A 13,607-nucleotide genomic window follows, 5' to 3' on the forward strand; every position below is an offset into this window, starting at 1 on the left:
GATATGTAAGTAGTTATAATACACACCACTATATAGTGGCGAACTTTCTTCATCAGAAACTTTTTTAGCCTTTTCAAGTATAACATTAGAAGTAAGAAACTTTATTCTTTTTTCCAAAAGAGCGAAATTATTCGTATTGCAATAATCTTTTAAAGAAAGTACAATTTTTCTTTTTAATTTAAGTATTTTCTTTTTTGAAATCGTAACTTTAACATCTCGCTTATCAGAAGCTTTTATTTTCCCGCTTCTAACACAAAAACAATACCCTAAATAATTAAACTCATTGGCCACCATCCCTTTTTCATTATTATGGATATCTATTTCTCTGCATTTTGAAATGTTGAAGTCTAGATTATCCGGCAAGAAACCCTTAAAGAAATTTTGAAAGTCATTTATTTTTTCACACGTAAAAATGATAATATCATCTACATAGCGTGCATAGTAGAAAACACTTTTAGTACGTTTAACCTTATCATCAAAATCTTCAAGGTAAAGCTCAGCCATGGTGGCGCTTAAACCGATTCCTCTTGGAAGACCTGATTCAGTAGACAGATGTGATAGTTCAAAAAAACGCTTTATCAACCTTTTCGTTTTATAAGAAACAATTGAGGATCTTGTTATTTTGTCCAAAATTTTATTTTTATTAATACTTTCATAAAAATCTTTAATATCTAACTTATATACAAAAAATGGGACCGGCTCTTCGAGCATGCAAATCACATGTCTTACAATATCATTCCTATCTGATTGTCTGACACCATAGATTCTCTTGAGATTATCATTTGCTTTTCTTAGTGCCAATATATCTTTGAATTCATTAGGTATTATGACCTTTTTATTATTTATCCTTGCAAAGGAAAACCTGCCAAAATTAAATTTATCGTCATTTATGATTTGTGATAACCTTATCATTTCACTTTCATAATCTTCCCTATCAATATTTCTGAGGAATTTTTTAGGATCTTCTTTATACAAAAGCCTCAAAAGGTTTCTTGGCGAGAATGTTTGATCCAGCATGATTATAAATACCTCGAATTTTATTCTTATCGCAGTAAGCAAGTTGCATTTCAATCCATGTAGACTCAAATCCATATTCATGCAAAATCGTTGACATCGTGTGTCTAAATCCATGCCCAGTCACTTTTCCTCCATATCCAATACGCTTGATCAACTGGTTGATGCTAGCCTCACTCATAGGCTTGTTCGAATTGTTACGCCCAGGAAAAACTAACTGATAGTTTCCTGACATGGACTTTAGCTCAATGAGTAAATCTAACGCTTGAGCTGATAATGGCACAAGATGTGATCTTCGCATTTTCATCCTTTTAGCAGAAATTTCCCAAATAGCGTTATCCAGATCAAATTCTTGCCATAATGCCGCACGTAATTCGATGGTTCTCACGCCTGTAATCATCAGTAATTTCGTGGCTATCTGGACAAGCTTACTTCCGGTATACCCCTCTAAGGCACGCAGAAAATCAGGTATCTCATCAGCTTTTAGGAACGGGAAATGATTGGATTGGTGTACTTCGAGAGCGCTGGAGAGATCCGCCGCAGGATTGTACTCCGCCCTGCCTGTTGCGATTGCGTAGCGAAACACTTCGGAGCAACGCTGACGCACTTTCCGCATTTTCTCCAACGCACCACTTTTCTCAATTTTACGCAGTACGTTCAGCAGCTCTAGCGGTTTAATCTCTCCCACAGGCCTTGTTCCAACATAAGGAAAAATATCTTTCTTAAACGCTTCCATGATGTCTGATGCATAGCCTGCCGACCATTTAGCAGATTTAAGTTGATGCCACTCTCTGGCTATCTTTTCGAAGGCGTTCTCTGACTCTGTTTGCAGAGCCAGCTTTTGCTCTTTTCGAACCTTGCTAGGGTTCTTTCCTTCTGCCACAAGTTTTCGAGCTTCATCACGACGGGAACGAGCATCGGCAAGAGTGATCGTTGGGTAAACGCCAAGCGAGATCATCTTGGGTTTACCGGCATAGCGATAGCGGAACCGCCAGCTCTTGCTTCCATTAGGTTCTATAAGCAATGACAAGCCTTGCCCATCCCCAAGCGTATAGGGTTTATCTTCAGGCTTAGCGCAGCGAATCTGCATATCGTTTAAAGGCATGTGTATAGAAATACATGACCGAACAGGAACATATACACAATCCTATACACATTCTTTATCGGATTCTACTGGATGGCTGCGGACGATGATGGACTAAAAAGCGGTAAAATCGTTATAATTCAGGGTATTATGGATGAATACGGACATTTGGGGAAGTCGAAATGGTGCCGATAATAGGAGTCGAACCTACGACCTTCGCATTACGAATGCGCTGCTCTACCAACTGAGCTATATCGGCCCTGAGAGGCCGGTTACGAGTGTAACCACGGGGCAAAAGGTTAGATCTATCCGGGTGATGCGTCAATGCCCTTTTGAATCAAACGGCTACTTTTGCATCACCCGTGATTATTTACGCACGAATCGTATCGTCACCGAAGCCGATCCACTTGTACGTGGTCAGCGCTTCCAGCCCCATCGGACCGCGCGCGTGCAGTTTCTGCGTGCTAACCGCCACCTCAGCGCCGAGCCCGAACTGGCCGCCGTCGGTGAAGCGGGTGGAGGCATTCACATATACCGCAGAGGAATCCACTTCGTTCACGAAGCGATCCGCATTGCGCAGCGTACGCGTCAGTATGGCGTCAGAATGCTGCGTGCCATGCTCACGGATGTGCGCAATCGCGTCGTCAAGATCGCTCACGATTTTCACGTTCAGATCCAGTGACAGGAACTCGTCGTCGTACTGCTCCGCGTTGACGGGAACGACGTTAGCCGGGCCATCCTGCAGCAGCGCGAGCGCACTGGCGTCAGCATGCAGCGTCACGCCGCTCTCTGCCATCTGTTTGCTCAGGGCCGGCAGGAAGGTGTTCGCAATATCCTGATGCACCAGCAGCGTTTCAACGGTGTTACAGGTGCTTGGACGCTGGGTCTTCGCGTTAACGATAATCTTCAGCGCCGGTGCAATCTCAGCGCTGTCGTCTACAACGATGTGACATACGCCGATACCGCCGGTGATCACCGGAATCGTCGACTGCTCGCGGCACAGCTTGTGCAGGCCCGCGCCGCCGCGTGGGATCAGCATGTCGATGTATTTATCCATGCGCAGCATCTCGTTGACCAGCGCACGATCCGGGCTCTCAATTGCCTGCACGGCACCCGCCGGTAAGCCACACTCTTCCAGCGCCTGCTGAATGACTTTCACCGTCGCGGCGTTGGTACGCCAGGTCTCTTTCCCACCGCGCAGAATAGCGGCGTTACCGGTTTTCAGGCACAGGGAGGCGACATCCACCGTCACGTTTGGACGGGCTTCATAAATAACGCCGATAACGCCGAGCGGCACGCGACGGCGCTCCAGGCGTAAACCGCTGTCGAGCAGCCCGCCGTCGATCACCTGCCCTACCGGGTCGGCCAGATTGCAGACCTGACGAACATCGTCGGCGATGCCTTTCAGGCGGGCCGGGGTCAGCGCCAGACGGTCGAGCATCGCTTCGCTCAGACCGTTGCGGCGCGCTTCCAGTAAATCCTGCTCGTTGGCGAGCAAAATTTCCTGGGACTGTGATTCCAGATAATCAGCGATTTTTTCCAGCACGCGGTTTTTCTCGCGGCTGGAAAGGAGCGCCAGTTTGTAAGAGGCGGCCTTCGCGGCAGCGCCCATTTGTTCCAGCATGTTCTGGCTCCTTAACGAATAATCATGTCATCGCGATGTACGGCAACCGGGCCATATTCATAGCCCAGAATGGCGTCGATCTGCTGTGAGTGGTGACCCGCGATGCGGCGCAGGGCATCGCTGTTATAACGGCTTACGCCGTGGGCGATGTCGCGGCCTTCGAGGTTACGGATACGGATCACTTCACCACGGGAGAAGTTGCCTGTCACGCTTTTAATTCCTTTAGGAAGTAATGAACTTCCTCGTTCCAGAATCGCGGCGGTTGCCCCTTCATCGACGACGAGTTCGCCCGCAGGCGGCGCGCCAAATATCCAGCGTTTACGGTTTTCCAGCGGGGATTCCTGAGCGTGGAAGCGGGTGCCGACCGAGATGCCTTCCATCACGTCACCAATCACGCCAGGGCGGCTGCCCGCCGCAATGATGGTGTCGATACCGGCGCGGCACGCCACGTCAGCGGCCTGCAGCTTGGTCCCCATGCCGCCCGTTCCGAGGCCGGACACGCTGTCACCGGCGATGGCGCGCAGCGCATCGTCGATACCGTGAACGTCGGTAATCAGCTCGGCTTCCGGGTTGGAGCGCGGATCGGCAGTGAACAACCCCTGCTGATCGGTCAGAAGCAGTAATTTATCGGCACCGGCCAGAATGGCAGCCAGCGCAGAGAGGTTATCGTTATCGCCTACTTTGATTTCAGCGGTAGCAACGGCATCGTTCTCGTTAATGACCGGAACGATATTGTTGTCCAGCAGCGCGCGAAGGGTATCGCGGGCGTTCAGGAAGCGCTCTCTGTCTTCCATATCCGCACGCGTCAGCAGCATCTGCCCGACGTGGATGCCATAGATAGAGAACAGCTGTTCCCAGAGTTGAATGAGTCGGCTTTGCCCCACGGCGGCCAGCAGCTGTTTGGAGGCTATCGTCGCGGGGAGTTCGGGGTAACCCAGGTGTTCACGCCCGGCGGCAATCGCCCCGGAGGTCACAATCACAATACGATGCCCTGCGGCATGTAACTGAGCGCACTGACGTACAAGCTCAACAATGTGGGCGCGATTTAGGCGGCGCGATCCGCCTGTTAAAACACTGGTACCGAGTTTTACCACCAGCGTCTGGCTGTCACTCATGATTCTCTGCCGTTCAACGATAAGGGAAAGTAATGTCGAACGAACGTTTTAGCAGGAGTCAGCCCCGTTGCCAACTGCCTTAGCACATCGCGAAACACTTTGTTGCGCGGGATCAGGAAGCGTAGCGGGAGAATTTGACACTTTTATTACCGAAATAATAAATCACAGTTTTTTAAAATTATTCTTAGTTTGTCATAAAAGTTTCATTCCAGAACGATAAAACCCTTCCTGTTTTTTCACGGGACTTAAGCATGAGCTTATCGTCCAGCGAATTTTTTAGCGCGTTTATAAGACAGGATCGAAAATGAAAAAGAGCACTCTGGCATTAATGGTTATGGGCGTAGTGGCTTCTGCATCCGTTCACGCAGCTGAAGTTTATAATAAAGATGGTAATAAGCTGGACGTGTACGGCAAAGTGAAAGCCATGCACTACATCAGCGATGATGCCACCAAAGATGGCGATCAGACTTACGTTCGTTTCGGTTTTAAAGGCGAAACCCAGATTAACGATCAGCTGACGGGCTATGGCCGTTGGGAATCTGAATTTGCAGGTAACAAAGCCGAGAGCGACTCCTCTCAGAAAACCCGTCTGGCGTTCGCGGGCCTGAAGCTGAAAAACTTTGGTTCTCTGGATTACGGTCGTAACCTGGGTGCCCTGTATGACGTTGAAGCATGGACCGACATGTTCCCTGAGTTCGGCGGCGACTCTTCCGCGCAGACCGATAACTTCATGACCAAGCGTGCGACCGGTCTTGCTACCTACCGTAACACCGATTTCTTCGGCGCGGTTGACGGTCTTGACATGACCCTGCAGTACCAGGGCAAAAACGAAAACCGTGACGCCAAGAAACAGAACGGTGACGGTTTTGGTACCTCTCTGACCTATGACTTCGGCGGCAGCGATTTCGCCGTCAGCGGCGCCTACACCAACTCTGACCGCACCAATGCGCAGAACCTGTTGGCGCGTGGCCAGGGCCAGAAAGCAGAAGCCTGGGCAACCGGTCTGAAATATGACGCGAACGATATTTATCTGGCAGCGATGTATTCAGAAACCCGTAATATGACGCCAATTTCTGGCGGGTTTGCCAATAAAGCGCAGAACTTTGAAGTGGTCGCACAATATCAGTTCGATTTCGGTCTGCGTCCGTCCCTGGGTTATGTCCAGTCTAAAGGCAAAGATATCGAAGGTATTGGTGACGAAGATCTGGTGAAATACATTGACGTTGGCGCGACCTATTACTTCAACAAAAATATGTCCACCTTTGTTGATTATAAAATCAACCAGATTGACGACAAAAATAAACTGGGCGTGAGCAGCGATGACATCGTTGCCGTGGGTATGACCTACCAGTTCTGATGATGCGAAATAAAAAAACCGGCCTAGTGCCGGTTTTTTTATTTCAGGGATTAATGCGGTCTGGTGCCCTCTCCCACGGGGAGAGGGAGAAAACCATCATTTTTTGTAGGCCGGGTAAGGCGAAGCCGCCACCCGGCGCTGGGACACCATCAGGCAGTCAGTTTCACCGCTTCGCTGGAAAAGTTATCTGCGGGCTCGAGCTTGAGATCCAGAGTCGCCAGCAGTGCGCGTGCCTTATCATGGAACTCTTTTAGCGTATATTCCAGGCGGTCAATCACTTCCTGATCTTTAATAGAGGTCGCCTGCCAGTTGCCGTCTTTATTAAACAGGCCAAACTGGTAGCTATACGTAAAGCGTTTTTCCTCTGCTTCCATTTCCATCCACCAGCCCCAGAATTCACGTTTTTCGGGTGCAGGCTTCACGTTGACGCATACAGCCAGGCAGTCGAAAAAAAAGCGATTCTCTTCACACTGCTCTTCTCGAATATACGGGCCGAGAGCCATAAACTTCTTAATCAGTCTACTTTTCGGGTGTCCACTCGGTAACGTCATTGCGATCTCCTTTTGTGAAGCCACTGTTTTACCAAACCAGCAAAATTTAGCAATCTATTAACACAATCTCTGAGCGATCCAGCGCGTAATCTCTTTCAGCGCTTTATCGAAATTCTGATAGACCGGGCTGAACGGCACTTCTAGCAATTTGCCATCCGCAGATGACGACGTGATTAAGCGCGACTCTTCTTCCGGACTGAACGGATCGTTTTTCCAGAATCCCGACAGCATCGGCGTTGGGCAGCGGCGTCCCAGCAACCCTTGCGTTTTTAACGAGTAGCGATTGAGCTCAACGCGCAGCGCTTCGTCTGATGCATCATGCATGCCAAGACGGCTGGCCAGCACATCAAGGTACATTTCAGGTACGCTCCCCTGACGTGCGGGATCGCTGAGCAGGGCGTGAACGACCGGGCCGAGGCAGGCGACAGCTTTCAGGCGAGAAGATTCAAGGTAAGCCAGACGCACCGCGACGTTTGCACCAAAGCGGAAGCCAAATGCCGCCACGCGGGTGTGGTCGACCCACGGAATGTTTTCCAGCGCTTTTAGCGCATGCTGGTGCAGCAGGCTGGAATCCTGAGTCAGTTTCCATTTGGAGGAGAAGCCGATAGAGGGCATATCCAGCGTCAGCATCGCGATCCCTTTTGGTGCGAAGTAGCGCTCATACAGGCTGTAATAATCGATCTGCAACGAATCCAGCCCACCGCACATAAGGACTGTCGGGAACGGGCCTTCACCTTCAGGCATATGCAGGAACCCGGTAATGGATGACCCACCCGGAATGGTAAACTCGAGTTCGCGCATCTGGCCCGGCAGGCGTTGAGCCGCCTCTTCATAGGCGCGATTCGCCAGCGCCTGTGCCTGCTCAGCCAGCTCATCACCTTTCAGATGTGGATACGCGGCAATGGCGTAGAGATTGGCAGCATGCAGCCAGTGCTTGCCGCTGCGTGTGGCATCCTCTTCCTGGCTGGCTTTTTGCTGCCAGAGCATCGCCTGTTTAGACCATTCATAGATCCAGTTTCCACCCCGGTAACCCACCACCGTATCATAGAGTTCGCTGTCGGTACGCTCGGCTTCACTCATCACGATACGCGCCTGCACGTCAAGGATTTCACGAGGATCGATACCGCGCCAGACCCACATCAGGCGGTTAATCATACGATACCAGTGGGGCACGTTTTTACCGTCTAACGCGGACTGGACGGCAGGCTGTGTCCCCGGATTAAAGCGACGCACCAGCGTCGACGTTTCAGGGTGTTTGAAACGGGGTTTGAAAAGTGTCTCGGTGAGATTCGCCTGCGTCATTGCGTTGCCTCCATGAATACGTCATATGAAGACTATTGTAACGCGTGGCAGGCCAAAAAGAACAACGCCCGGCATTGCCGGGCGTGTAAAGTTACGTACTGGGATTAACGGCCTGAAATCGGCGGTACGAAGACCACGCCCATATCCCATGGCTGTTCAATCCAGGTATCCTGCGGGATATCAATCACGTAATCGTCAACCAGCGGGCGGCCAGCAGGTTTCGCGAAGATAGTGACGAAATGTGCTTTCGGATACATTTCGCGGATAGCGACCGCAGTACCGCCGGTATCTACCAGGTCATCAATCACGATGAAACCTTCACCGTCGCCTTCCGCGCGTTTCAGCACGGTCAGCTCACGCTGGTTGTCATGGTCATAGCTGGAGATGCAAACGGTATCGACATGACGAATACCCAGCTCACGTGCCAGCAGCGCCCCCGGTACCAGACCGCCACGGCTGACGGCAATAATGCCTTTCCACTGTTCGGAAGGCATCAGACGCGCCGCCAGTTTGCGGGCGTGAATCTGCAACATGTCCCAGGTGACGACGTATTTTTCGCTCATGTGAAGTGTCCCAGCCTGTTTTTATACGGCTTAAAAAGTGTTCGAGGGGGAAATAGGTTGCGCGAGATTATAGAGATCTGACGCACTAAAAACCAGTGTTTAGCGCCCTCTGCCTGTGTTTTTACATGCTTTATGCTACCAGCCAGCAGAGAAAGTGGTATTCTCAGTTTCATCTCGCAAGCCTGACTTGTGGTAACTATTAACCTGCTAACCCTGTGACCTGCAACCCTGTTTGCAGCGCCTCGACAAGGAGACTTATCGTGTCTGAACTGTCTCAATTATCTCCGCAGCCGCTGTGGGATATTTTTGCCAAAATCTGCTCCATTCCACACCCTTCCTACCATGAAGAACAGCTTGCCGAACATATTATGGGCTGGGCGAAGGAAAAAGGTCTGCATGCTGAACGCGACCAGGTTGGCAACATTCTGATCCGCAAACCCGCCACCGCAGGCATGGAAAACCGCAAACCGGTTGTGCTGCAGGCGCACCTGGACATGGTGCCACAGAAGAACAACGACACCGTTCACGACTTCACCAAAGACCCAATCCAGCCGTACATCGACGGCGACTGGGTGAAAGCACGCGGCACCACCCTGGGCGCGGATAACGGCATCGGTATGGCCTCTGCGCTGGCGGTACTGGCTGACGACAGCGTTGAGCACGGTCCACTGGAAGTGCTGCTGACCATGACCGAAGAAGCGGGCATGGACGGCGCGTTCGGTCTGCAGGCGAACTGGCTGCAGGCGGATATCCTGATCAACACCGACTCTGAAGAAGAAGGTGAGATCTACATGGGCTGCGCGGGCGGGATTGATTTCATCTCTACCCTGCCGCTGTCACGCGAAGCGATTCCTGCCGGTTTCCAGACCTTCAAGCTGACGCTGAAAGGTCTGAAAGGCGGCCACTCCGGCGGCGATATTCACCTGGGTCTGGGCAACGCCAACAAGCTGCTGGCGCGCTTCCTGGCAGGCCATGCGGCTGAGCTGGATCTGCGTCTGGTTGATTTCAACGGCGGTACCCTGCGCAACGCGATCCCACGCGAAGCCTTCGCCACCGTGGCAGTACCGGCGGCAAAAGCCGACGAGCTGAAAAAACTCTCCACCGTGTACCTGGATATCCTGAAAAACGAACTGTCGGCGAAAGAGAAGAACCTGACCGTGGTGCTGGAATCCGTCTCCACGGATAAAGCCGCGCTGACCGCGAAGTCTCGTGACACCTTCGTTCAGCTGCTGAACGCGACGCCAAACGGCGTGATCCGCAACTCTGATGTGGCGAAAGGCGTGGTGGAAACCTCGCTGAACGTGGGCGTGGTGACCATGAGCGACGACAGCGCGGAAATCATCTGCCTGATCCGCTCCCTTATCGACAGCGGTAAAGAGTACGTGGTGAGCATGCTGGAATCGCTGGGTACGCTGGCGGGAGCAAAAACCTCTGCCAAAGGCAGCTACCCGGGCTGGCAGCCGGATGCAAGTTCTCCGGTGATGGCGCTGGTGCGTGAAACCTATCAGCGTCTGTTCAACAGCACCCCGAACATTCAGGTGATCCACGCCGGTCTGGAATGCGGTCTGTTCAAGAAACCGTATCCGGATATGGATATGGTGTCCATCGGGCCAACCATTACCGGTCCGCACTCGCCGGATGAGCAGGTTCATATCGAAAGCGTCGGTCACTACTGGACGCTGCTGACTGAACTGCTGAAAGCGATCCCCGTTAAGTAATTCCCTCACCCCAGCCCTCTCCCACAGGGAGAGGGTGAACAACGTAGGCCCGGTAAGCGTAGCGCACCGGGCTTTTTTACAATCCTAATACCAGCTGTCGCTCTAACTGCGGATCCAGCAGCGTGACGTGCAATCCCACCAGCCTCACCCCTCGCCCGCCCCGGCGTTCTTCCCATGCCTTTTTTGCCGTCGCGATAAGATCGTCTTTATTCAGTCGCGGCCAGACGTGTTCCTGCGTGGTCTGCTGGAAGTCGTTGAATTTTAATTTGATACCCTGACGGGCAATGCGCAGGTCCGGCTTCACCTTGCTTAAGCGTCGCTCCAGCTCCGGGTAAAGCTGTTCCGTAATTATGGTTTCGCATTCGGACCAGTCATGAATATCTTCAATGAGGGTGCGCTCAACGCCGACGGATTTCCGTAGCCGTTCACTGTTCACATCGCGATCGTCAATCCCCTGGCTGCGCTCCCACAGCACGCGGCCAAACTTCCCGAAGCGCTTGAGCAGCATGGCGAGGTCGCTTCGCTGCACGTCTTCACAGGTCCGTAGCCCCATGCTTTCCAGCTTTGCGGCGGAGACTTTCCCGACGCCGGGGATTTTACCGAGCGGTAGCGTTTTCAAAAACGCAGGCACCTCTTCCGGCGTGATGACGTACTGGCCGTTGGGCTTATTTAAATCGGAGGCGATTTTGGCGAGGAATTTAACGGGCGCGACCCCCGCCGATGCCGTCAGATTCAGCTCGTTGAAAATCGTCTGGCGGATCTCCTGCGCCATCAGCGTGGCGGAGCCGTGGCAATGCACGCTGTCGGTCACATCGAGATAGGCTTCGTCCAGCGACAGCGGCTCTATCAGAGAGGTATAGCGGGAAAAGATTTCCCGAATATGAAGGGAAGCCTCTTTATAGGCGTCGAACCGCCCGGGCAGAAGCGTGAGATGAGGGCAAAGCTTTAAGGCCATCGCCGTCGGCATGGCGCTGCGCACGCCAAATTTGCGCGCAGGATAGTTGGCGGTGCTGATGACACCACGCTGAACGCGGCTGCCGCCAATGGCGATGGGAATATCCCGCAGCGCCGGGTTGTCTCGCATCTCCACTGCGGCAAAAAAGCAGTCCATATCAACATGGATTATTTTGCGCATAGTAAGCCCTCACTCATCACTGGATAAGTATACAGTAAACAAATGAGGGTTGAGAAGTGTGCGTGGGAATTGTCGGGTGGCGGTTTCGCCTTACCCGACCTGGCAGATTAAATGATGCGCTGCTGCTCGCGGGCCATTCTTTTTTTCCGCGCATCGCACGGTTCCGGGCAGTCGCAGACCTTTTCCATCCCAAGGGAGGAAATACCGCCGCAGCTGCCCTGAATGCTTTTCCGCTTAACGATCCAGCCTAACGACATGCCGAAGATGACAAGCACAAACACCACAAAGGTTGCCAGAAACGTCAGCATCATCAGCCTCCGAAGTCATCAAGCATGATGTTCTCATCTTCAACGCCGAGATCTTTCAGCATCTTAATCACGGCGGCGTTCATCATCGGCGGACCACACATATAGAACTCGCAGTCCTCGGGCGCCGGGTGCTGTTTGAGGTAGTTTTCATACAGCACGTTGTGGATGAACCCCGTATAGCCCGTCCAGTTATCTTCCGGCTGCGGATCGGAGAGCGCCACATGGAAGGTAAAGTTCGGGTTTTCACGCGCCAGCTGTTCAAACTCGTCGTCATAGAACATTTCGCGCAGCGAACGCGCCCCGTACCAGAAGCTGATTTTACGCTTGCTGCCGAGCCGCTTGAGCTGGTCAAAAATGTGCGAGCGCATCGGGGCCATACCGGCACCGCCGCCGATAAAGACCATTTCCGCGTCGGTATCTTTCGCGAAGAACTCCCCGAACGGACCGGAGATGGTCACCTTATCTCCCGGCTTCAGAGACCAGATGTATGACGACATCACGCCCGGCGGTGCATCCGGCACATTCGGTGGCGGCGTGGCGATACGCACGTTGAGCATGATAATGCCCTTCTCTTCCGGATAGTTGGCCATGGAGTAGGCGCGCAGCGTCGGCTCTTTTACCTCGGATACAAAGCGGAAGAGATTGAATTTGTCCCAGTCAGCGCGGTACGCCTGCGGAACGTCGAAGTCCGCATACGCCACGGTATGCTCAGGACACTCAATCTGAATGTATCCCCCGGCGCGGAACGGAACATCTTCCCCTTCTGGTACCCGCAGCTTCAGCTCTTTAATAAAGGTGGCTTTGTTATCATTAGAGATAACCTCGCACTCCCATTTTTTAACGCCGAAGATCTCTTCCGGCAGCTCAATTTTCATGTTCTGGCGCACCGCGACCTGGCAGGCCAGACGGCAGCCCTCTTTTGCCTCACGCTTAGTGATATGCGCCAGCTCGGTGGGCAGAATATCGCCACCGCCCTCTTTTACCGTCACGCGGCACTGCCCGCAGGAGCCGCCGCCGCCGCAGGCTGAGGAGACAAAAATACCGTTACCGGAGAGCGTGTTGAGCAGTTTATCTCCCGCCGGCGTGCGGATCTGATTCTGCGGATCGTCGTTAATATCAATCACCACGTCGCCGGAATTCACCAGCTTCGCGCGCGCCGCCAGAATGAGTCCTGACAGCACCAGTACAATCAGCGTGAACATCACCACGCCAAGGATAATTTCCATCTGTTAGCCCTTATAGCTGCACACCGGAGAAGGACATAAAGCCCAGCGCCATCAGACCGGTGGTGATAAAGGTGATCCCTAAGCCACGCAGACCCGCAGGCACGTTGGCATATTTCATTTTCTCGCGGATCCCCGCCATGGTGACAATCGCCAGCATCCAGCCGATGCCGGAACCAAAACCGTACACCACGGATTCACTGAAGTTGTAATCACGCTGAACCATAAACGAGACGCCGCCAAAGATGGCGCAGTTCACCGCGATCAGCGGCAGGAAGATCCCCAGCGCGTTGTACAGCGACGGGAAATATTTATCGAGGATCATCTCCAGGATTTGCACCAGCGCTGCGATCACCCCGATAAAGGTGATGAAGTTCAGGAAGCTGAGATCAACCCCTTCCACCAGCGCGCCGTCCCGCAGCACGAAGTTGTACACCAGATTGTTAATCGGAACCGAAAGCCCCAACACAACGGTGACCGCCACCCCCAGCCCAAATGCCGTGGAGACCTTTTTAGACACAGCAAGGAACGTGCACATGCCGAGGAAAAACGCGAGCGCCATGTTTTCAACAAACACCGCGCGCACAAACAAACTCAGGTAATGAGCCATCGT

13 protein-coding genes and 1 tRNA gene are annotated in these 13,607 nt (G+C 52.4%); 2 read left to right on the forward strand and 12 right to left on the reverse strand.

Going from position 1 to position 13,607, the window contains the following annotated elements:
- The 5 genes from drt3a to proB all read right to left on the reverse strand — a co-directional run.
- A partial coding sequence (gene drt3a, locus P349_RS0124795; RefSeq protein ID WP_193745684.1) for an antiviral reverse transcriptase Drt3a occupies positions 1 to 1,017 on the reverse strand: 1,017 nt, incomplete at its 3' end.
- On the reverse strand, positions 968 to 2,119 hold the full coding sequence (locus P349_RS00820) for a tyrosine-type recombinase/integrase (protein ID WP_050597543.1): 1,152 nt from the start codon (positions 2,117 to 2,119) through the stop codon (positions 968 to 970). The genes P349_RS00820 and drt3a, both read right to left, overlap by 50 nt.
- A 162-nt stretch (positions 2,120 to 2,281) precedes the next feature.
- Positions 2,282 to 2,357 (reverse strand) — tRNA-Thr (locus P349_RS00815).
- A 111-nt stretch (positions 2,358 to 2,468) separates the two neighbouring features.
- Positions 2,469 to 3,722, reverse strand: coding sequence for a glutamate-5-semialdehyde dehydrogenase (gene proA / locus P349_RS00810; RefSeq protein WP_032646979.1), 1,254 nt, complete (start codon positions 3,720 to 3,722; stop codon positions 2,469 to 2,471).
- Positions 3,723 to 3,733: 11 nt separating this feature from the next.
- Entirely contained in the window at positions 3,734 to 4,837 is a 1,104-nt protein-coding gene (gene proB, locus P349_RS00805) for a glutamate 5-kinase (RefSeq protein WP_008501877.1), read from the reverse strand.
- Between the two features lie 304 nt (positions 4,838 to 5,141).
- Between proB and phoE the strand changes: the two genes are divergently transcribed.
- Complete coding sequence (gene phoE / locus P349_RS00800) at positions 5,142 to 6,194, forward strand: phosphoporin PhoE (protein ID WP_032646978.1); 1,053 nt, start codon at positions 5,142 to 5,144, stop codon at positions 6,192 to 6,194.
- 149 nt (positions 6,195 to 6,343) lie between these two features.
- Here phoE and crl read toward each other — a convergent pair whose 3' ends face one another.
- The 3 genes from crl to gpt all read right to left on the reverse strand — a co-directional run bounded on the left by crl (position 6,344) and on the right by gpt (position 8,610).
- On the reverse strand, positions 6,344 to 6,745 hold the full coding sequence (gene crl / locus P349_RS00795) for a sigma factor-binding protein Crl (RefSeq protein WP_024909470.1): 402 nt from the start codon (positions 6,743 to 6,745) through the stop codon (positions 6,344 to 6,346).
- A 57-nt stretch (positions 6,746 to 6,802) separates the two neighbouring features.
- Positions 6,803 to 8,047: an esterase FrsA gene (frsA, locus tag P349_RS00790; RefSeq protein ID WP_024909469.1), complete on the reverse strand. Its 1,245-nt coding sequence runs from the start codon at positions 8,045 to 8,047 to the stop codon at positions 6,803 to 6,805.
- A gap of 104 nt (positions 8,048 to 8,151) precedes the next feature.
- Entirely contained in the window at positions 8,152 to 8,610 is a 459-nt protein-coding gene (gene gpt / locus P349_RS00785) for a xanthine phosphoribosyltransferase (protein ID WP_010427903.1), read from the reverse strand.
- Between the two features lie 260 nt (positions 8,611 to 8,870).
- Here gpt and pepD point away from each other — a divergent pair, with 260 nt between their 5' ends.
- The gene (gene pepD, locus P349_RS00780; RefSeq protein ID WP_032646976.1) at positions 8,871 to 10,328 is read left to right on the forward strand and encodes a cytosol nonspecific dipeptidase; all 1,458 of its coding nucleotides are present in this window, start codon (positions 8,871 to 8,873) and stop codon (positions 10,326 to 10,328) included.
- Positions 10,329 to 10,404: 76 nt separating this feature from the next.
- Here pepD and dinB read toward each other — a convergent pair whose 3' ends face one another.
- The 4 genes from dinB to nqrE all read right to left on the reverse strand — a co-directional run bounded on the left by dinB (position 10,405) and on the right by nqrE (position 13,604).
- Complete coding sequence (gene dinB / locus P349_RS00775; RefSeq protein WP_032646973.1) at positions 10,405 to 11,463, reverse strand: DNA polymerase IV; 1,059 nt, start codon at positions 11,461 to 11,463, stop codon at positions 10,405 to 10,407.
- A 107-nt stretch (positions 11,464 to 11,570) separates the two neighbouring features.
- Positions 11,571 to 11,774, reverse strand: a complete 204-nt coding sequence (gene nqrM / locus P349_RS00770; RefSeq protein ID WP_032646972.1) for a (Na+)-NQR maturation NqrM — start codon at positions 11,772 to 11,774, stop codon at positions 11,571 to 11,573.
- On the reverse strand, positions 11,774 to 12,997 hold the full coding sequence (gene nqrF, locus P349_RS00765) for an NADH:ubiquinone reductase (Na(+)-transporting) subunit F (protein ID WP_032646969.1): 1,224 nt from the start codon (positions 12,995 to 12,997) through the stop codon (positions 11,774 to 11,776). The genes nqrM and nqrF overlap by 1 nt, the downstream gene beginning before the upstream one ends.
- A 10-nt stretch (positions 12,998 to 13,007) precedes the next feature.
- Positions 13,008 to 13,604, reverse strand: coding sequence for an NADH:ubiquinone reductase (Na(+)-transporting) subunit E (gene nqrE / locus P349_RS00760; protein ID WP_023334613.1), 597 nt, complete (start codon positions 13,602 to 13,604; stop codon positions 13,008 to 13,010).
- Positions 13,605 to 13,607 lie beyond the last annotated feature (3 nt).

The organism is Enterobacter sp. DC4 (genome assembly GCF_000568095.1).
Taxonomy (GTDB): Bacteria; Pseudomonadota; Gammaproteobacteria; order Enterobacterales; family Enterobacteriaceae; genus Enterobacter; species Enterobacter pseudoroggenkampii.